14 protein-coding genes are annotated in these 18,630 nt (G+C 54.9%); all 14 read left to right on the top strand.

From position 1 onward, the window contains the following. The 14 genes from traQ (at window position 1) to KHQ28_RS02765 (ending at window position 18,577) form a co-directional block, all read left to right on the top strand. The gene (gene traQ, locus KHQ28_RS02830) at window positions 1–240 is read left to right on the top strand and encodes a type-F conjugative transfer system pilin chaperone TraQ (protein WP_004152687.1); all 240 of its coding nucleotides are present in this window, start codon (window positions 1–3) and stop codon (window positions 238–240) included. Next, a complete protein-coding gene (trbB, locus tag KHQ28_RS02825) occupies window positions 212–784 on the top strand; it encodes a type-F conjugative transfer system pilin assembly thiol-disulfide isomerase TrbB (protein WP_022631523.1) in 573 nt (190 codons plus the stop codon). Before traQ ends, trbB begins: the two co-directional genes overlap by 29 nt. Next, complete coding sequence (locus tag KHQ28_RS02820; RefSeq protein WP_015065560.1) at window positions 777–1,205, top strand: hypothetical protein; 429 nt, start codon at window positions 777–779, stop codon at window positions 1,203–1,205. The genes trbB and KHQ28_RS02820 overlap by 8 nt, the downstream gene beginning before the upstream one ends. Further along, window positions 1,192–2,562, top strand: coding sequence for a conjugal transfer pilus assembly protein TraH (traH, locus tag KHQ28_RS02815; protein WP_009309877.1), 1,371 nt, complete (start codon window positions 1,192–1,194; stop codon window positions 2,560–2,562). The genes KHQ28_RS02820 and traH overlap by 14 nt, the downstream gene beginning before the upstream one ends. Beyond that, on the top strand, window positions 2,562–5,435 hold the full coding sequence (gene traG, locus KHQ28_RS02810; RefSeq protein ID WP_009309878.1) for a conjugal transfer mating-pair stabilization protein TraG: 2,874 nt from the start codon (window positions 2,562–2,564) through the stop codon (window positions 5,433–5,435). The genes traH and traG overlap by 1 nt, the downstream gene beginning before the upstream one ends. Window positions 5,436–6,169: 734 nt before the next feature. Then, window positions 6,170–6,862, top strand: coding sequence for a hypothetical protein (locus tag KHQ28_RS02805; RefSeq protein WP_009309879.1), 693 nt, complete (start codon window positions 6,170–6,172; stop codon window positions 6,860–6,862). A gap of 125 nt (window positions 6,863–6,987) precedes the next feature. After that, window positions 6,988–9,297, top strand: coding sequence for a type IV conjugative transfer system coupling protein TraD (traD, locus tag KHQ28_RS02800; RefSeq protein ID WP_022631526.1), 2,310 nt, complete (start codon window positions 6,988–6,990; stop codon window positions 9,295–9,297). After that, window positions 9,297–14,555: a conjugative transfer relaxase/helicase TraI gene (gene traI, locus KHQ28_RS02795; RefSeq protein ID WP_151114803.1), complete on the top strand. Its 5,259-nt coding sequence runs from the start codon at window positions 9,297–9,299 to the stop codon at window positions 14,553–14,555. Before traD ends, traI begins: the two co-directional genes overlap by 1 nt. A 79-nt stretch (window positions 14,556–14,634) precedes the next feature. Further along, window positions 14,635–15,360: a type-F conjugative transfer system pilin acetylase TraX gene (gene traX / locus KHQ28_RS02790; protein WP_015065543.1), complete on the top strand. Its 726-nt coding sequence runs from the start codon at window positions 14,635–14,637 to the stop codon at window positions 15,358–15,360. A 155-nt stretch (window positions 15,361–15,515) separates the two neighbouring features. Next, the gene (locus KHQ28_RS02785) at window positions 15,516–16,109 is read left to right on the top strand and encodes a fertility inhibition protein FinO (protein ID WP_015065544.1); all 594 of its coding nucleotides are present in this window, start codon (window positions 15,516–15,518) and stop codon (window positions 16,107–16,109) included. Window positions 16,110–16,269: 160 nt separating this feature from the next. After that, the gene (locus KHQ28_RS02780) at window positions 16,270–16,872 is read left to right on the top strand and encodes a PIN domain-containing protein (protein ID WP_015065545.1); all 603 of its coding nucleotides are present in this window, start codon (window positions 16,270–16,272) and stop codon (window positions 16,870–16,872) included. A 49-nt stretch (window positions 16,873–16,921) separates the two neighbouring features. Then, window positions 16,922–17,566, top strand: a complete 645-nt coding sequence (locus KHQ28_RS02775) for a hypothetical protein (RefSeq protein WP_015065546.1) — start codon at window positions 16,922–16,924, stop codon at window positions 17,564–17,566. Between the two features lie 55 nt (window positions 17,567–17,621). Next, on the top strand, window positions 17,622–18,272 hold the full coding sequence (locus KHQ28_RS02770; protein WP_022631529.1) for a DUF2726 domain-containing protein: 651 nt from the start codon (window positions 17,622–17,624) through the stop codon (window positions 18,270–18,272). Further along, window positions 18,269–18,577, top strand: coding sequence for a hypothetical protein (locus tag KHQ28_RS02765; protein WP_015065549.1), 309 nt, complete (start codon window positions 18,269–18,271; stop codon window positions 18,575–18,577). Before KHQ28_RS02770 ends, KHQ28_RS02765 begins: the two co-directional genes overlap by 4 nt. Window positions 18,578–18,630 lie beyond the last annotated feature (53 nt).

The raw sequence follows: 18,630 nt of genomic DNA, 5'->3' as shown, positions 1-18,630 counted from the left end.
ATGCGAAATATTCGTTTTCCGGATTTAGATATCACCGGGATGTGGGTGCTGGCCGTGGGCGTGTTTTTCCACCTGATAGCCAGGCTTGTCAGAAAGCAGCCTGAGCTGGCCGTCCAGGCCGGGGAAATCTTCGGGCTGGGTATGGTGGTGTTTGGGGGATACCGCATTCTTAACGCCCTGATTGCTGAAGCCGAAAAAGAGGAGAAAGCCTGTGAAAAACAGCCTGAAGAACCTCGCTAAGACGCCGCTGGCGGCACTGGCTCTTTCCCTTGCTCTGGCCGGGATGGCACATGCGGGAACGCTCGATGAGGTGAAGTCGCTCTGGGATCCGCGGGGAATCTCCGGTACTGAAACGGCCTCCCCGCAGAGCGACACTCCCCAGGCGGTGAGCGGGGCATCTCAGCCACGCTGGTTACGACTCAGCAACGGAAAGCAGGTGGACCTGCGCGACTGGAAAGTGGTGCTGTTCATGCAGGGACACTGTCCCTACTGTCATAAATTTGACCCGGTGCTGAAGCAGCTGGCCGGACAGTATGGCTTCTCCGTGTTCTCTTACACCATTGACGGACAGGGTGATGACGCGTTTCCGGAAGCGCTGCCGGCGCCTCCTGACGTGATGCAGACCTTTTTCCCCAATATCCCGGTGGCCACACCGACTACGTTTCTGGTGAACGTAAACACGCTGGCTGCGTACCCGATCCTGCAGGGCGCCACGGATGCGCAGGGCTTTATGGCCAGAGTGGATACAGTATTTCAGATGATGGAGAACCCGAATAATGGATAATCTCAACAAAATATATTCTTCGATACCCGTACTGGAAAGAAATAAACGCCTGAAGTTATCCCGGCAAAAGAGATTCGATGTTTATTATTGTCTCGCTTTTATGTTTGGTTTTGCCGGATTATTTCTGTGGTGGGGAAGCCATGCTTTTTTCAATGTGTTCACTGACCTGTTAACCCCGCCGGAAAAAATGGAGTCGGCAAATAACATCATCAATCAGTGGAATGTCCTGATGTATTTCGTTCCCTTTATTCTTTTCTCGCTTTCCATTGGTTGTCTGGCAACGGCTTTACTGGGGGTACTCATTGCCGAACTCGCTTTTTGGTTTGAATATGCCTTTGAAAAAAGGTTCCTGAGATATTTAAACCGCAACCTTCGACGGAAAAATAAAATGAAAGAAGGAGAGCCTGATGTTCATCCGTAAACCATTATCGGTGCTTTGTGGGATGTTGCTAGGGGTGTCATTGACGGCGGCTGCAGATGTTAACGGTGACATGAATAACTTCTTCAATAAGCTGGGGTTTGCGTCCAATACCAGCCAGCCGCAGGTCTGGCAGGGACAGGCTGCGGGCTACGCCTCCGGCGGTTCGCTGTATGCAAGAACGCAGGTGAAAACGATCCAGCTGGTCAGCATGACCCTGCCGGATATTAACGCCGGCTGCGGCGGCATCGATGCGTACCTGGGGTCGTTCTCCTTTATCAACAGCGAGCAGCTGCAGCGCTTTGCCAAACAAATTATGTCCAACGCCGCGGGCTACTTCTTTGACCTTGCCCTGCAGACTACGGTTCCGGAGATCAAAACCGCGAAGGATTTCCTTCAGAAGATGGCGAGCGACATTAACAGCATGAACCTCAGCTCCTGCCAGGCCGCACAGGGCATTGTGGGCGGTCTGTTTCCACGGACCCAGGTGGCGCAGCAAAAGGTCTGCCAGGACATTGCCGGCGAGAGCAACATTTTTTCGGACTGGGCGGCTTCCCGTCAGGGCTGTTCGGTGGGGGGGCAGATGGACAAAGTGCAGGATAAAGCCAGCGATAAGGACAAGGAGCGTGTGATGAAGAATATCAACATTATGTGGAATGCCCTGTCCAAAAACCGGCTCTTTGATGACAACAAGGAGCTGAAGGAATTCGTCATGACCCTGACCGGGACGCTGATTTTTGGTGAGAACAGTGAAATTACCCCGCTGCCGGCACGCACCACCGACCAGGATCTGATTAAAGCCATGATGGAGGGCGGCACGGCGAAAATCTACCACTGCAATGATTCGGATAAGTGCCTGAAGGTGGTGGCCGATGCCAGCGTGACGATTTCTGACAAGAAGGCGTTGAAAAATCAGATATCAGCTCTGCTGAGCAGTATCCAGAACAAGGCCGTAGAGGACGTCGCATTGACGGAGCAGGAGAAAGGGTTTATCTCCAGCACCACCATCCCGGTGTTCAAATACCTGGTCGATCCGCAGATGCTCGGGGTGTCTAACTCACTTATTTACCAGCTGACGGACTATATCGGCTACGACATCCTGCTGCAGTACATTCAGGAACTTATCCAGCAGGCCCGGGCGATGATCTCAACCGGTAATTATCCCCAGTCGACAATGGATATGATCATGGAAAACCTCAACCAGGCGAGTGTCCAGATTGCCGCTTTCCAGTCCCGCGTTCAGGTCCAGCAGGACGCCTTGCTTGTGGTTGACAGACAAATGAGTTACATGCGCCAGCAGGTCTCTGCCCGCATGATGACCCGCTACCAGAATAACTATCATTTTGGGGGGAATCAGTAATGCTTGAGATATATGCCATTGCAGGCGGTGACTGGTTACGGGGCAACCTGAACGCGATTGCGGCGTTTATGGGGACCGGCACATGGTCGACCATAGAAAAGATGTGTATCGCCATCTCGGTACTCATTGTGGCGGGGAGCTGGGTAAAAAAACACAACGTAATGGACCTGATTGGCTGGGTCTTTTCGCTCACCCTGGTCTCTATGCTGGTTGTCATTCGCACCCCTGTGCAGATCATCGATTACAGTAACGTTGCGCAGGTCTATGAAGTCGATAATGTTCCAATTGGTCTGGCCATTCCGGCGTCGCTGACAACACGGGTGGGAAACGCGCTTATCCAGAGTTATGAGATGGTCTTCTCTCTGCCGGACAGTGTCACGTACAGTAAAACGGGGATGCTATTTGGCAGTAATCTGGTCGCGAAAAGTACGGATTTTTTATCACAAAATCCTGAAATTACGACGCTGTTCTCCGATTACGTACAAAACTGTGTGATGGGCGACATTTTCCTCAATCATAAGTACTCTTTTGAGGATTTACTGAATTCACCTGACCCGTACACCCTGATTTTTGCAAACCCGAGTCCACTGCGCCAGGTTCCCAATAACAGCTATAATTTTTTGGATAAAAACTATCTTGGTACCACATTTATCAGTTGCCAGGAGGCGGCGACGGAGCTGAAACAACGCCTTGCACTGGATACCCAGACAGGCGGTAAAACCTGGAACTACTATGTTCGTCAGCTGTTTGGCGGCAAACCTAATCCCGATCTGCTTTTCAGCCAGATGATTGGCGACAGCTACAATTACTTCTACAGCTCAGGACAGAGCGCCGGGCAGATTATCCGCCAGAACGTCACGATGAACGCCCTGCGCAGCGGGATCCAGAGTTATGCAGCCCGCAGCGGCGATACCGCCAGTCTGGTCAATATCGCTAACACATCATCCCTTGAAAAGCAGCGGCTGGCACAGGCCACAATGGGGCACCAGGCGCTTCGCACACTTCCGCTGATGCAGACCGTTATCATGGGGATAATGATTGGGATGTTCCCGATCATGGTGATGGCCGCCATGTTTAATATGATGACGCTGCAGGTGCTAAAGGGGTATGTGTTTGCGCTTATCTGGCTGCAGACGTGGCCATTACTGTTCGCCATCCTGAACAGCGCAATGGCCTACTATGCGAAGCAAAATGGCGTACCGGTTGTTCTCTCTGAGTTGTCGCAGGTTCAGCTCAAAAACTCGGATATTGCGACCACCGCGGGCTATATTGCCGTGATGATACCGCCTTTGTCGTGGGGGATCGTGAAGAGCATGGGAGCAGCCTTCTCCAGTGCCTACAGCCATTTTTCTTCTTCCGGGCTTGGTGCAACATCGCAGGCGGCTTCCGGCGTGGTGGACGGCAATTACTCGTTTGCCAACATGCAGATGGAGAACGTCAGCGGCTACAGCTGGGGAACGAACAGCACAACCAGTTTCGGACAGATGTCGCGTCAGCTGGGGAATGGAGGGATGAGTACCCAGACCCGGGATGGTTCAACGGTCCTGGACAGTAGTGGCGCCATGTCAAAACTGCCGGTGGATATCAACGTCGGTCGTCAGATAGCCAGTGCGCAGCAGCAGATGGCCAGGGAGGCCGATGTCCAGGCCGAAAGCGCACTGCATGGTTATAACAGCAGCGTCACCAGTGCCTGGAATAGTCTGCAGCAATTTGGCACCAATAAAGGGAACAGTGCATCAACAACGACCGGGGCCGATACTACCGAGTCTTCGCAGGATTCGATGGCCAGAAGCAAAATGTGGAATGCGGTTGTTGCTAATGCGAAAGCCAACAACATTAGCAATGAGCAGTCTTTCCAGAATTTAATGGATGAGTCAAGAAAAAGAACAATATCGGGTGAGTTGTATGGCGGTGCTAAAATTGATTCTTCTGATGCAGCTCTTGGGAAAATAGGGAGCTGGGTTACCGGAGGCAGTATATTTGGTGGTGTTAAAGTGGCAGCCAGTGGTGCCGCCAGTACGGGGTCAACGGATACTGTTGGACGATCAGGTAGGCATTCTGAAGATAATCGCCATGATACCAGCACTCAGGCGGCGAAAGACTTTAAGGAAGCATCCGATTACTTTACCAGCCATAAAACAACCACATCAGGCAATAACACCGATAACAATGCCAGCTCGCGTGTTGACCAGTTTGCCGCGTCACTCTCCAGTGCCAAAAACAGCTATGACCAGTATACAAGCAGCCGGACACGCAGCCACGAGTACAGTGAGATGGCTTCGCGTACAGAGAGCATGACTGGCCAGATGAGCGAGAATCTCACTCAGCAGTTTGCGAACTTTGTTCAGCATCGTGCACCTCAGGACGCTGAAACTATTCTGACCAACACCAGTTCTCCTGAAGTTGCGGCGCAGCGTGAAGCCCTGGCGCGTGAATTCGTCAAAGAGCAGGTTGAACCCAGGGTTGATGGTGCGTATCAACAGGGTCGCGAAAGCATCGGTCAGAATATGTCTGGGGTGTCAGGCGGTGGCGACAATGGTTCGGTCATGGCGGACTACGGACATAATGCCGGCCGTATTGATGCCATGACCAAAGAGGCGGGTATTAAGGATGATGTGGGGCAAAAAGTGGATGGGATGATTGCAGAGAATAAACAACAGCATCAGGAAGCCCGAGAAAAAATACAACAGCAAGGTGTTGAGGTGAAAAAAGAGAATGCTGAACTGGAAAAAGACCACAAAACAAAAGAAAATGATTTCAAAAATTCTTATAATGATAAGAAAGAACATCAAACCAGACTGCCTGGCGCGGACTCAACCAAAGAGCTACTGGATAAGGCAACAAAATTAGAAAACGATAAATCAAAGAGATAGGGAGGAAGGGATGATAACCCATCAAATAATACAAAGTGAAGTTGAAGAGTTAAAACGGATTCTGACTGAGAAGGATTTGATGATCCCCTCGTTCTGGAGTTGTATCTGGCCTGGACTGACATGTATGTTATGGTTTCTTCTTTCATCCTATTTTTCGTACTGGCTAAGTGATTATGCTTCTGGTATTGATAAAATAACAGTTATGGTTTTTGCGGGTGCGATGGGTTTTTTTTCCATCGTAGTGACAGCTAAAACGCGATCTTATTTTCTTTCGCTACCTGAATCATTCAGGAAAAATTCAAGGTTTGTTAATTTTCTTCTGGCTAAATGTAAGATGTATGGGGTCTGTATCTTATTTATATTTCCATGTTTAGCATTTTATTTTTCATTTACTCATCTAGATTCTATTATCTTCTGTGTAATAACATTCTTCTGCATAATAGTTACGGTTATGGTGATGAATATTGATCTCGGTCGTTATCAGTTAACTACTCTGACGTCTGTTATTGAATCGGTTAAAAATAAAGAAATAAAACTGCAATAACAACTGAGTTCCTGCTCTCTACTAACCGAATCTAATCGTTCGGTTAGTAAACCTTTTGTTCTTCATTTCTTAATTTTTACGGTTTTTTCCTAATATAAACGGTGAACAGTTGCGCAATTTATTTGTGCATCTGTGAGGCGTTGCCGCCTTTGGCGGTGTCTTTTCGTCTTTATTTGAGTAGAGGTTATTTATGACAATATCTGAACCTGTCAGGTCTCTTGATGCACATGAACTGATGCCTGGCGATATTTACCCACATCCTGCAGCGGGGGGAATTGATTCCCTGTCACATCGCGAGGTCTGTTCTCTCTTCAGTGACCACATCATGTATATCTGCAGCGCGTTAGTTATTCTTCTGCTTGTTTTCATCGCAGGTGTCTTTTTCCGAAAATTAATGACGTCTTCCACGGGACGTAAGCGAGACACGGCGTCAGTTATTCCCAATACAAAGCCAGAAGCACAGAGCAAAACGGAATACTTCCATCTTTCCATATGTGTGGAAGGCCCGGCCAGCACGGATGACTCCGCCTTGTCCTCTCTTGCCTCCCGTGTTGTCCGCGAAGCTGAAAATCTGTATATCCCCGGCGTCAATCGCCGCGACAGCGCTGACGACGTGTTTGCCTGGTCCGTGCAGACTCAGTTTCCTTCTGACAGGCTCTTCGGCACACGGATTTTCCCGTCGACCGGCTGGTTTGAACGTCCGGATATGATTAAACCTCCGGTGAAATGCTACTGCGTCTGCCTGCAGTACACGGCTGAAACATTGCCATCCACACTGCATGCCCTGGTCGATGAGGCCGGACGGCAGGTGGCGAAGTCATACATTAAAGGCGGACATTGCCCTGGCTCAGAGGGCTATAGCTTCTGCATAACCTCTGAATAGCAGCCAGTATCCGGCCTGGCCATCTATGGATCCGGGCATGACTGTAATCCTGTTTTCTGTGCCGGTGTGTTTCCGCTGATTAATTTGTCCTTCCGACCCTAATACTTTACTGACGGATTAGTGCCATGAGTTTCAATGCCAAAGATATGACGCAGGGCGGTCAGATCGCCAATATGCGCTTTCGCATGTTTGGTCAGATTGCCAATATTATTTTCTACGTGCTGTTTATTTTATTCTGGGTGCTGTGCGGACTGATGCTGATGTACCGGCTCAGCTGGCAGACCTTTGTGAACGGCTGCGTATACTGGTGGTGTACGACGCTGGGTCCGATGCGCGATATTATTCGCTCCCAGCCGGTATACACCATTCAATATTACGGCCAGTCGCTGGAATATACCTCAGAACAAATCCTGGCCGATAAATATACTATCTGGTGTGGAGAGCAGCTGTGGACTGGTTTCGCCTTTGCTGCCGTGGTTTCTCTTGTTATCTGTATCGTGACGTTCTTCATCGCCAGCTGGGTGCTGGGCCGCCAGGGGAAACAGCAGAGTGAGGATGAGAACACCGGCGGGCGCCAGCTTTCCGATAAACCCAAAGAAGTGGCCCGTCAGATGAAGCGTGATGGTGTGGCCTCCGATATTAAAATTGGCGACCTGCCTATCCTTAAAAACTCCGAAATCCAGAACTTCTGCCTCCACGGTACCGTGGGTTCCGGTAAATCAGAAGTGATCCGCCGGCTACTGAATTATGTCCGTGCCCGGGGCGATATGGCCATCATTTACGATCGCTCCTGTGAGTTCGTCAAAAGCTATTACGACCCGTCACTGGATAAAATCCTCAACCCGCTGGACTCGCGCTGCGCGGCCTGGGATTTGTGGAAAGAGTGCCTGACGCTGCCGGACTTCGACAACATCTCCAACACCCTTATCCCGATGGGCACCAAAGAAGACCCGTTCTGGCAGGGCTCCGGTCGCACTATCTTTGCCGAAGGCGCGTATCTGATGCGCGAAGACGACGATCGGAGCTACGAGAAGCTGGTCGATACCATGCTGTCCATTAAGATCGACAAGCTGCGCGCCTATCTGCAGAACACGCCGGCAGCGAACCTGGTTGAAGAGAAAATTGAGAAAACCGCCATCTCCATTCGAGCTGTGCTGACCAACTACGTCAAGGCTATTCGCTACCTGCAGGGCATTGAGAAGAACGGCGAGCCGTTCACTATCCGGGACTGGATGCGCGGCGTCCGTGAGGACCGACCCAATGGCTGGTTGTTTATTTCCTCAAACGCTGACACCCATGCCTCCCTGAAGCCGGTTATCTCGATGTGGCTGTCGATTGCCATCCGCGGCCTCCTGGCGATGGGCGAGAACCGTAACCGGCGTGTGTGGATCTTCGCTGACGAACTTCCCACGCTGCACAAGCTGCCGGACCTGGTCGAAATCCTCCCGGAGGCGCGTAAATTTGGTGGTTGTTATGTGTTCGGTATTCAGTCCTATGCCCAGCTTGAAGATATCTATGGCGTTAAGCCTGCCGCCACGCTCTTTGACGTGATGAACACCCGGGCCTTCTTCCGCTCCCCGAGTAAAGAGATTGCGGAGTTTGCTGCCGGTGAAATTGGTGAGAAGGAAATTCTCAAAGCCAGCGAACAGTACTCTTACGGTGCTGACCCGGTGCGTGATGGGGTGTCGACCGGGAAAGAAAAAGAGCGGGAAACGCTGGTCAGTTACTCCGATATTCAGACGCTACCGGACCTGTCCTGCTATGTCACGCTGCCCGGGCCGTATCCGGCCGTGAAGCTGGCCCTCAAATACAAGCCGCGTCCGAAAATTGCCGAAGGATTTATTCCCCGCACTCTCGATGCGCGGGTGGATGCGCGGCTCAGTGCGCTGCTTGAAGCGCGGGAAGCTGAAGGCAGTCTTGCCAGGGCGCTTTTCACGCCGGATGCCCCGGCATCCGGGCCAGATGATGCCGGCAGTCACGCCGGTGAACAGCCTGAGCCGGTCAGTCAGCCTGCGCCAGCAGTAATGACGGTAACTCCTGCACCGGTAAAAGCGCCGCCGACAACAAAGCGTCCGGCAGCGGAACCCTCCGCCAGGACAGCTGAGCCTCCCGTCCTGCGGGTCACGACCGTACCGTTGATCAAACCAAAAGCAGCCGCAGCGGCCGGAACTGCCGCAACAGCATCCTCTGCCGGTACCCCTGCTGCAGCGGCAGGCGGGACAGAACAGGTACTGGCGCAGCAGTCCGCAGAACAGGGGCAGGCCATGCTGCCGGCCGGTATGAACGAGGACGGTGTGATTGAAGACATGCAGGCGTATGACGCCTGGGCTGATGAGCAGACGCAGCGGGATATGCAGCGGCGTGAAGAGGTCAATATCAACCACAGCCACCGCCACGATGAGCAGGATGATCTCGAAATTGGGGGGAATTTCTGATGCTCAGTTTCAGCCAGGTTAAATCGGCGGGTAGTGCCGGTAACTACTACACAGAGAAAGACAACTACTACGTTATCGGGAGCATGGAGGAGCGCTGGCAGGGTAAAGGCGCAGAAGCGCTGGGGCTTGAAGGAAAGGTAGACAAGCAGATCTTCACGGAGCTACTGCAGGGAAAGCTACCTGATGGCAGCGACCTGACCCGGATTCAGGATGGCGTGAATAAGCACAGGCCCGGCTACGATCTGACGTTCTCAGCACCGAAGAGTGTATCGATGCTGGCTATGCTGGGTGGTGATAAGCGTCTTATCGACGCTCATAATCGCGCGGTGACAGTGGCTCTTAATCAGGTGGAGTCCCTGGCCAGCACGCGGGTGCAGAAAGACGGCGTTTCTGAAACAGTCCTGACCGGGAATCTGATTATTGCCCGCTTTAACCACGATACATCGCGCGCTCAGGACCCACAGATACACACGCACAGCGTGGTTATCAATGCGACACAGAACGGCGATAAATGGCAGACGCTGGCCAGCGATACCGTCGGTAAAACCGGGTTTTCCGAAAACATACTGGCCAACCGCATCGCTTTCGGAAAGATATACCAGAACACTCTCAGGGCCGATGTTGAGTCTCTGGGTTACAGGACAGTGGATGCGGGTAAGAACGGTATGTGGGAGATGGAGGGCGTGCCGGTTGAGTCGTTTTCCACCCGCAGTCAGGAACTCAGGGAGGCCGCCGGACCCGATGCCTCCCTGAAGTCCCGGGATGTGGCCGCGCTCGATACCCGAAAGTCGAAAGAAGCCATCGATCCGGCAGAGAAGATGGTGGAGTGGATGAACACGCTGAAGGAGACCGGGTTTGACATCCGGGGGTACCGTGAGGCCGCCGATGCGCGAGCCGCAGAGCTGGCCCGTGCACCTGCCGCGCCGGTGAACACTGACGGTCCGGATATCACGGATGTGGTGACGAAAGCGATTGCCGGTCTCAGCGACCGCAAGGTGCAGTTCACGTATGCCGACCTGCTGGCTCGCACGGTCGGCCAGCTGGAGGCGAAGGACGGTGTGTTTGAGCTGGCGAGAAAGGGCATCGATGCCGCCATTGAACGGGAGCAGCTTATCCCTCTCGATCGCGAGAAAGGGCTGTTCACCTCAAACATCCACGTTCTCGATGAACTCGCCGTCAAAGCCCTGAGTCAGGAGGTGCAGCGCCAGAATCATGTCTCCGTCACGCCCGATGCGTCTGTGGTGCGCCAGGTTCCTTTCAGCGATGCCGTCAGCGTGCTGGCGCAGGATCGCCCGGTAATGGGTATCGTTTCCGGTCAGGGCGGTGCCACCGGCCAGCGGGAGCGGGTGGCCGAGTTAACCCTGATGTCCCGGGAGCAGGGGCGTGATGTCCATATCCTGGCGGCCGATAACCGCTCACGTGATTTTCTCGCCGGTGATGTGCGTCTGGCCGGGGAAACGGTGACCGGTAAATCCGCCCTGCAGGACGGGACGGCGTTTATTCCGGGCGGAACACTCATCGTGGATCAGGCGGAGAAGCTGAGCCTGAAGGAAACGATTTCCCTGCTCGATGGCGCGATGCGCCATAACGTGCAGGTCCTGCTCTCCGACAGCGGGAAGCGCAGCGGGACCGGCAGCGCGCTGACGGTGCTGAAGGACAGCGGCGTGAATACGTATCGCTGGCAGGGTGGCCATCAGACCACAGCCGACATCATCAGTGAACCGGATAAAGGAGCACGCTACAGCCGGCTGGCACAGGAGTTTGCCGTCAGCGTGCGTGAAGGGCAGGAAAGCGTGGCCCAAATCAGCGGGACCCGTGAACAGAGCGTACTCAACGGCCTCATCCGTGACTCCCTCAGACAGGAGGGGGTGCTGGGTGAGAAAGACACGACCATTACAGCCCTGACGCCGGTGTGGCTGGACAGCAAAAGCCGGGGCGTGCGGGATTATTACCGGGAGGGGATGGTGATGGAACGCTGGGATCCGGAGAACCGGACGCACGATCGCTTTGTCATTGACCGGGTGACCGCGAGCAGCAATATGCTGACCCTGAAAGACCGGGAAGGGGGTCGTCTGGATCTGAAGGTTTCCGCGGTCGACAGCCAGTGGACGCTGTTCCGGGCAGATACACTGCCGGTGGCAGAGGGGGAACGTCTGGCGGTGCTCGGGAAGATACCGGACACACGCCTGAAAGGCGGGGAAAGCATCACGGTGATGAAAGTGGAGGAGGGGCAGCTGACGGTACAGCGGCCGGGGCAGAAAACCACGCAGACCCTGGCCGCGGGCGCGGGCGTGTTTGACGGTATTAAAGTCGGCCACGGCTGGGTGGAAAGTCCCGGCAGGTCGGTTAGCGAGACGGCAACGGTCTTTGCGTCGGTGACGCAGCTTGAGCTGGATAACGCCACCCTCAACCAGCTGGCACAGAGCGGAAGTCACCTCCGGCTGTACTCGGCGCAGGATGCGGCGCGCACGACGGAGAAGCTGTCGCGGCATACCGCGTTCAGCGTGGTCTCAGAGCAGCTGAAGTCCCGATCCGGCGAGACGGACCTGGATACGGCCATTGCGCAGCAGAAGGCCGGGCTGCATACCCCGGCAGAACAGGCCATTCACCTGGCCATCCCGCTGCTTGAGAGCCAGGACCTGACCTTCTCCCGGCCCCAGCTGCTGGCGACGGCAATGGAAACCGGGGGCGGGAAGGTTTCGATGGCGGACATCGACACGACCATCCAGGCACAAATCAGGTCGGGGCAGTTGCTGAATGTACCGGTGGCGCACGGCTACGGCAATGACCTGCTGATTTCCCGTCAGACCTGGGACGCCGAAAAAAGCATCCTGACCCACGTGCTGGAAGGTAAAGGCGCGGTGGCCCCCCTGATGGACCGCGTGCCGGCCAGTCTGATGACGGACCTGACCGCCGGACAGCGGGCGGCGACCCGGATGATTCTGGAGAGCACGGACCGGTTCACGGTGGTTCAGGGGTATGCCGGGGTGGGGAAAACCACCCAGTTCCGGGCAGTCATGAGTGCCATCAGTCTGCTGCCGGAAGAGACCCGCCCGCGCGTCATCGGTCTGGCGCCGACGCATCGCGCGGTCGGGGAAATGCAGAGTGCTGGCGTGGATGCGCGCACGACGGCGTCGTTCCTCCACGACACGCAGCTGCTGCAGCGCAATGGGCAGACACCCGATTTCAGCAACACCCTGTTCCTGCTCGACGAGAGCTCGATGGTGGGGCTGGCCGATATGGCAAAAGCCCACTCCCTCATCGCCGCCGGCGGTGGACGGGCGGTGCCCAGCGGGGATACCGACCAGCTGCCGCCCATCGCGTCGGGCCAGCCGTTCAGGCTGACGCAGCAGCGCAGCGCCGCCGACGTTGCCATCATGAAAGAGATTGTACGCCAGATGCCTGAGCTGCGACCGGCGGTCTACAGCCTGATTGAGCGGGATGTGCACCGCGCCCTGACCACCATCGAGCAGGTCACGCCGGAGCAGGTGCCGAGAAAAGAAGGCGCATGGGCGCCGGGCAGTTCTGTGGTGGAATTCACGCCAAAGCAGGAAAAGGCGATAGAAAAGGCGCTGAGCGAGGGGAAAACCCTGCCGGAAGGTCAGCCCGCGACACTCTACGAGGCGCTGGTGAAGGACTATACCGGACGGACCCCGGAGGCACAGTCGCAGACGCTGGTGATCACCCATCTGAATAAGGACCGGCGGGCGCTGAACAGTCTGATCCATGACGCACGGCGGGAGAACGGGGAAACCGGCAAAGAGGAAATCACCCTGCCGGTGCTGGTCACGAGTAACATCCGTGACGGTGAACTGCGCAAACTGTCGACCTGGACGGCTCACAAGGAGGCGGTGGCGCTGGTTGATAACGTATACCACCGTATCAGCAAAGTGGATAAGGATAATCAGCTGATCACCCTGACAGACAGTGAAGGAAAGGAGCGATTTATCTCACCCCGGGAGGCATCGGCAGAAGGCGTCACGCTCTATCGTCAGGAAAAGATCACCGTGTCTCAGGGGGACCGAATGCGCTTCAGCAAAAGTGACCCGGAGCGCGGCTATGTGGCCAACAGTATCTGGGAAGTGCAGTCTGTTTCGGGTGACAGTGTCACGCTGTCTGATGGCAAACTCACCCGTACGCTGACCCCGAAGGCGGAGCAGGCACAGCAGCATATCGACCTCGCCTACGCCATCACCGCCCACGGCGCCCAGGGGGCCAGCGAGCCGTATGCCATCGCGCTGGAAGGGGTGGCCGGTGGTCGGGAACAGATGGCCAGCTTTGAGTCTGCCTATGTGGCTTTATCCCGCATGAAACAGCATGTTCAGGTCTACACCGACAACCGTGAGGGCTGGATAAAGGCCATCAAGCATTCACCTGAGAAAGCGACGGCGCACGATATTCTTGAACCCCGTAACGACCGGGCGGTGAAAACCGCCGATCTGCTGTTCGGGCGGGCAAGGCCACTGGATGAAACCGCCGCGGGCCGGGCAGCCCTGCAGCAGTCCGGTCTGGCACAGGGAAGTTCACCGGGAAAATTCATTTCTCCGGGGAAAAAGTACCCTCAGCCGCATGTGGCGCTGCCGGCATTTGATAAAAACGGGAAAGCCGCCGGTATCTGGCTCAGCCCGCTGACCGATCGGGACGGACGGCTGGAGGCTATCGGCGGAGGGGGACGAATTATGGGCAATGAAGACGCCCGGTTCGTGGCGCTGCAGAACAGCCGCAACGGAGAAAGCCTGCTGGCCGGGAATATGGGGGAGGGCGTCAGAATGGCCCGCGACAATCCCGATACGGGGGTGGTGGTGCGGCTGGCCGGTGATGACCGCCCCTGGAACCCCGGGGCCATGACCGGTGGGCGGGTATGGGCTGAACCTGCGCCGGTGGCTCCGGTACCGCAGGCCGGGGCTGACATTATCCTCCCGCCAGAGGTACTGGCACAGCGGGCGGCTGAAGAACAGCAGCGCCGGGAAATGGAAAAACAGGCGGAACAGACTGCCCGGGAAGTGGCCGGGGAGGCGCGTAAAGCCGGCGAGCCGGCGGACCGGGTGAAAGAGGTTATCGGGGACGTCATTCGCGGACTGGAGCGTGACCGGCCGGGTACGGAGAAAACGACGCTACCGGATGATCCTCAGTTCCGGCGCCAGGAGGCGGCGATTCAGCAGGTGGCCTCAGAACGTCTGCAGCGTGAGCGTCTGCAGGCTGTGGAGCGTGACATGGTTCGTGACCTTAACCGCGAGAAAACACTCGGGGGCGACTGACGCGCCTGCGGCTTGTCTGCACCGGCAGCCTCCCCGATTAAAATCGGGCAGTCTGCCGGTGCGCTAAAAGGAAAAAAATATGAGAGCACAATACACATTTCCAGGCGCGACAGACAGCTGGCTTCAGCGCCTGCTGACCTGGACACCGGGACAAACGGATATGATTAAAACGGTCGCACTGGTACTGATGGTGACTGACCACACCGGCTTACTGCTGGCCGGAAACAATGAAGTGATGCGCCTGCTGGGACGTGGTTGTTTTCCGCTGTTCGGTCTGGCATGGGGAATGAATCTGGCCCGGCACGCGGAAATACGCCAGTCTCAACTGAACAGCCTGTGGGGCTGGGCGCTGGTCGCCCAGGTGTCGTTTATGCTTATTGGATACCCGTGGTATACCGGGAATATTCTGTTTGCCTTTGCCGTTACGGGCCAGGTCCTGCGGTGGGTCAGCCAGCCGTCCTGGTATTACACCCTCCCGGCGGCTGGACTGCTGGTCACCTGGATACCCCTGTCAACCGGCAGCTACGGCATGGCCGGAGTGGGCATGCTCACCGCCAGCTGGCTGCTTTGTCGCGCACAGCATGCACCGGAACGGCTGGGATACGGGGTGCTGTGGGCCCTCATGGTGTTGCTGATGAATATGCATGACGTGAGTGAATCAGTGGCCGGGCTGGCGATTGCGCTGCTGACGCTGATGGTGTGCTCATCTGCCGGAGAACGTGTGAAACGCTTCTGGCCGCGGCAGTTCTTCGTGATGTTCTATGCCGTGCACCTGGCGGTACTCGGTATTGTCGTCTCGATGTAAAAAAAAACCGGACACAGGTCCGGGGGCGGGCACATTGCCCGTAAACGTGACAAAGGGGACATCATCGTTGTGTCCACTGCATTGCGAGGTGAAACGATGATACCGTTAGCGTATCGTATACCTCAGACCTGTAGCTTTTATTGATATGGCCCCTTATGAGTGAAGAAAAACGCCCTGTACTGAGCCTGAAACGAAAACCGGCGGAGAACAGTACGACCTCCGCAGAGGCGACCCCTGCTCCTGGTGTGGTGCGCCGAAAGAAGGTCGTGGTGGTCTCGTCCCCGCCGGCCTGGAAGGCAAAAAAAGAGAAACTTGAGAAGGTTAAACAAGCGGCCGAAGCCGCCGCGCGCAACGCTGCGCCGGTGCCGGTTAAAGCGGTAAAGACGCCACCTCCGGTGCATTATCTTCGCCTGCTGCCGCCGGAACAGGCCATCATGACCCTGAAGGCATTCTGGCCACAGCTGTTCGACGGAAACTCACCCCGTCTGCTGGCAACGGGTATGCGCGAACAGCTGTTCGCCGACATTGTGAACCGCGACCTGCCGCTGTCGCATAAACAGGTCATTAAGTGCCTGAAGAGTCTGACCCGGTCTGCGGGCTATCTGTCCCGGATGAAGGTGGGGGCCTCCCGCTATGATCTGCAGGGGAATGCCGTCGCGACCGTCACTGCAGAGGAAGCGCAGTACGCCAGTGAGCGCATGATGAAGGAGCTGCTGCGGGCTGAACGAAAGATGAGTCAGACCCTTTAATTATATTTACCCATTCCTGATAATTATACCTGGGAATCCTCAGCTAATAGATGTAACGAAAATTAGCTGAGGGTATGCCTGAAATAGCAACAGGTATTCATTTTATATTTGCCGCATTACAGGCTGCGGCATCATAACTGTCCGTGCAGACAGATTCTGGATGACGATGACTGAAAAAATTATTGCTCTCGTAGATTATGAAAATATTGGTACACTTGAAAGTGTCCGTCTGTCCCGTTATGAACGCCTTATTTTATTTACCGGGCCTCAGCAGGAGTTTATACGTTTTCCAGCTGTAACGTATGCAGGTGATATATCGGTAAGCGTATTCCAGGTTGCGAATGTGTCAAAAAATAATGTGGACTTCCATCTGGTGTTTGAGCTGGGAAGACTTAGCGCGACTGCACCGGAAGAGATGATATTTCATATTATCTCGAATGATAAAGGCTATGATGGCGTCATTGCCGAGCTATGCAGGGCGGGGAGACGATGTTGCCGTATATCATCGCCTTGCTCTGCAGAGAAACCGAAGGCGGCACCTATGGTAATCAGTAACGATGAAGTGCTGCACCTGACCGATAAAGTCCAGTCATTAAGTAAAAAATCTGCAGGGAACCGCCCGGCGAATACTTCATCCCTGATGAATTATATTAAATCCCTGTCCGGTAATACAAAAGGCATGGCGCTTTATGGTCGCGTTAAAGAGGAATTAATCAGGCGTGGTGTGATTGCGGTGTATGAGAAAACAGTGGTCTGGCGATAATGAAATTAAGACGGCTGTGAATGTTATTTTTATCTAAAAAGGAATCAATATGTTCAGATATTTCATTCTGCGCCCTGAGCAGCAGTTATTCTGTTATTTATACGGCTGCGCGCTGGCACTGGTTCAGATGGTTTTATTTTCTCCTGTATCCCGGGCAAGCGGATTTTATCTGGTTGCGTTATCTGTCGCGCTGTTCTGGGCAGGCCTTGCCCTGTACACCCGGCACATCGACCGGATGAGAAAGCCAGAGGTCTCACCGCTGGTCAGTATTCGCGACGGTATTCAGGTGGTGGCCGAGGTGCCGCGCCATGAAAAGGCCCGGCTGGAATGGGAAATCCTCCGGGATGATGAGATGTTTCGCCAGCAAAGGTGTGAGCTTACAGGCCTGACCGGACGGGTTATCAGCCGGGGGCTGTTGTATACGCCGGCGGTGATGCTGGTCGGTATCGGTATTCTCGCCTGGGGTTCCCCACAGGATGCCATCCGGCTGATTAATGCTCTTCGTAATATGCCTGCTGCGGAACTGGTGCATCAGATTGGTTTTGTCCTGTGCCACTTCCTGCAGATTAGCGTCATATCAGTTCTGATTGCTGATGTTGTAGCCGGGAGAGGACTGCCGAATGTATTTCGCCGCGCGTTGCTCGACAGGCTGCCGGCAGAGTTCTGCCTTATCAGAAGAGGGACAGAAAGATGAGGAAGACGACAGGAAAACGCATCGGGAAAGAAAGGAACATCAGGGAATAAAATACATGGCAAAGATATTAATGATGGCGGGCAGTACCGTTGTTGTGCTGAGTTTGCTGGGATTTCTGGTGCTGCTTCTGAAAGGACGCGCAGTAACGAAGACTTCCCCGGTTCTGAGGTCACTGAAAGCCCTGGGTATTCGCCCCTCAGAGGCTGAGCAACGGTTGTGTCGCCAGCGGGTCTGGGTGGGTAATGACACACTGATGACGCCACGGGAACAACATTTTTTCCGGGCATTGCTGAGGCATACCAGCCGAACACGCTGGCTGTTGTGTCCTCAGGTCCGGGTGGCAGATATTGCCACACTCTCTCCCCATATCCGGCCACGATCCCGGACCTGGTGGCAACTCTTCCGGATGGCATCACAGTGGCACTGCGATGTGGTCATCGTTGACATCCATACCTTCGCTATCATCGGCGCAGTTGAACTGGATGATGCCTCACACCAGAAAAAACACCGTATCCGGCGCGATATTCTGCTGGAAGAGGTTCTGAGGCAGGCCGGCATTCCACTACTACGCGATCGGGATTCGGAGAGTCTGGTAAGAAAGGTCGGAGAGTTTCTGAAATACCGCGGAGCCGATGCAGCCGAAAAATCCATAACCGGTATGAATTCAACGACAGAGCATACTGAACGCAAGGAGAATGAAAAATGATTATCGCCGCCGAAGTGAAACGTGATGAACAGGGGTACTGGACACATCCTGCGCTGGTACGAAGTGGCTGTGAAACTTCCGCAGAATTAAGTTACTGGCTCAGAACCCATAAACTCCAGTGCTTTGTGATAACAATGCGCGATGAAGCGCCTGAAGCTTTCGCTGCCGGATTTACGGATGAAGCCCCGAATGCCCGTGGCTGGATACCGGAGCCACCGGATGATGATGGCTGGTTTCTGGGATCTGTCCACGATACCGGCGACGGACCCGTCTGCTACTGGTTTCGTCATACCACAAAATCCTGACGCCTCCGCATCGCGTCGTTGTCCAACCTCGGGAACGGGGAAAAGCCAGTTTC

Origin of the sequence: Klebsiella sp. 28 (assembly GCF_018223905.1) — a bacterium.
GTDB lineage: Bacteria > Pseudomonadota > Gammaproteobacteria > Enterobacterales > Enterobacteriaceae > Klebsiella > Klebsiella pneumoniae.
This window is presented reverse-complemented; position numbering and strand designations above follow the sequence as displayed.

Bases quoted from the DNA above. Each gene is read 5' to 3' on its own strand.
- traQ (WP_004152687.1), top strand. From the start codon at position 1: ATGCGAAATATTCGTTTTCCGGATTTAGATATCACCGGGATGTGGGTG.
- KHQ28_RS02820 (WP_015065560.1), top strand. From the start codon at position 777: ATGGATAATCTCAACAAAATATATTCTTCGATACCCGTACTGGAAAGA.
- traH (WP_009309877.1), top strand. From the start codon at position 1,192: ATGTTCATCCGTAAACCATTATCGGTGCTTTGTGGGATGTTGCTAGGG.
- traG (WP_009309878.1), top strand. From the start codon at position 2,562: ATGCTTGAGATATATGCCATTGCAGGCGGTGACTGGTTACGGGGCAAC.
- KHQ28_RS02805 (WP_009309879.1), top strand. From the start codon at position 6,170: ATGACAATATCTGAACCTGTCAGGTCTCTTGATGCACATGAACTGATG.
- traD (WP_022631526.1), top strand. From the start codon at position 6,988: ATGAGTTTCAATGCCAAAGATATGACGCAGGGCGGTCAGATCGCCAAT.
- traI (WP_151114803.1), top strand. From the start codon at position 9,297: ATGCTCAGTTTCAGCCAGGTTAAATCGGCGGGTAGTGCCGGTAACTAC.
- traX (WP_015065543.1), top strand. From the start codon at position 14,635: ATGAGAGCACAATACACATTTCCAGGCGCGACAGACAGCTGGCTTCAG.
- KHQ28_RS02785 (WP_015065544.1), top strand. From the start codon at position 15,516: ATGAGTGAAGAAAAACGCCCTGTACTGAGCCTGAAACGAAAACCGGCG.
- KHQ28_RS02780 (WP_015065545.1), top strand. From the start codon at position 16,270: ATGACGATGACTGAAAAAATTATTGCTCTCGTAGATTATGAAAATATT.
- KHQ28_RS02775 (WP_015065546.1), top strand. From the start codon at position 16,922: ATGTTCAGATATTTCATTCTGCGCCCTGAGCAGCAGTTATTCTGTTAT.
- KHQ28_RS02770 (WP_022631529.1), top strand. From the start codon at position 17,622: ATGGCAAAGATATTAATGATGGCGGGCAGTACCGTTGTTGTGCTGAGT.
- KHQ28_RS02765 (WP_015065549.1), top strand. From the start codon at position 18,269: ATGATTATCGCCGCCGAAGTGAAACGTGATGAACAGGGGTACTGGACA.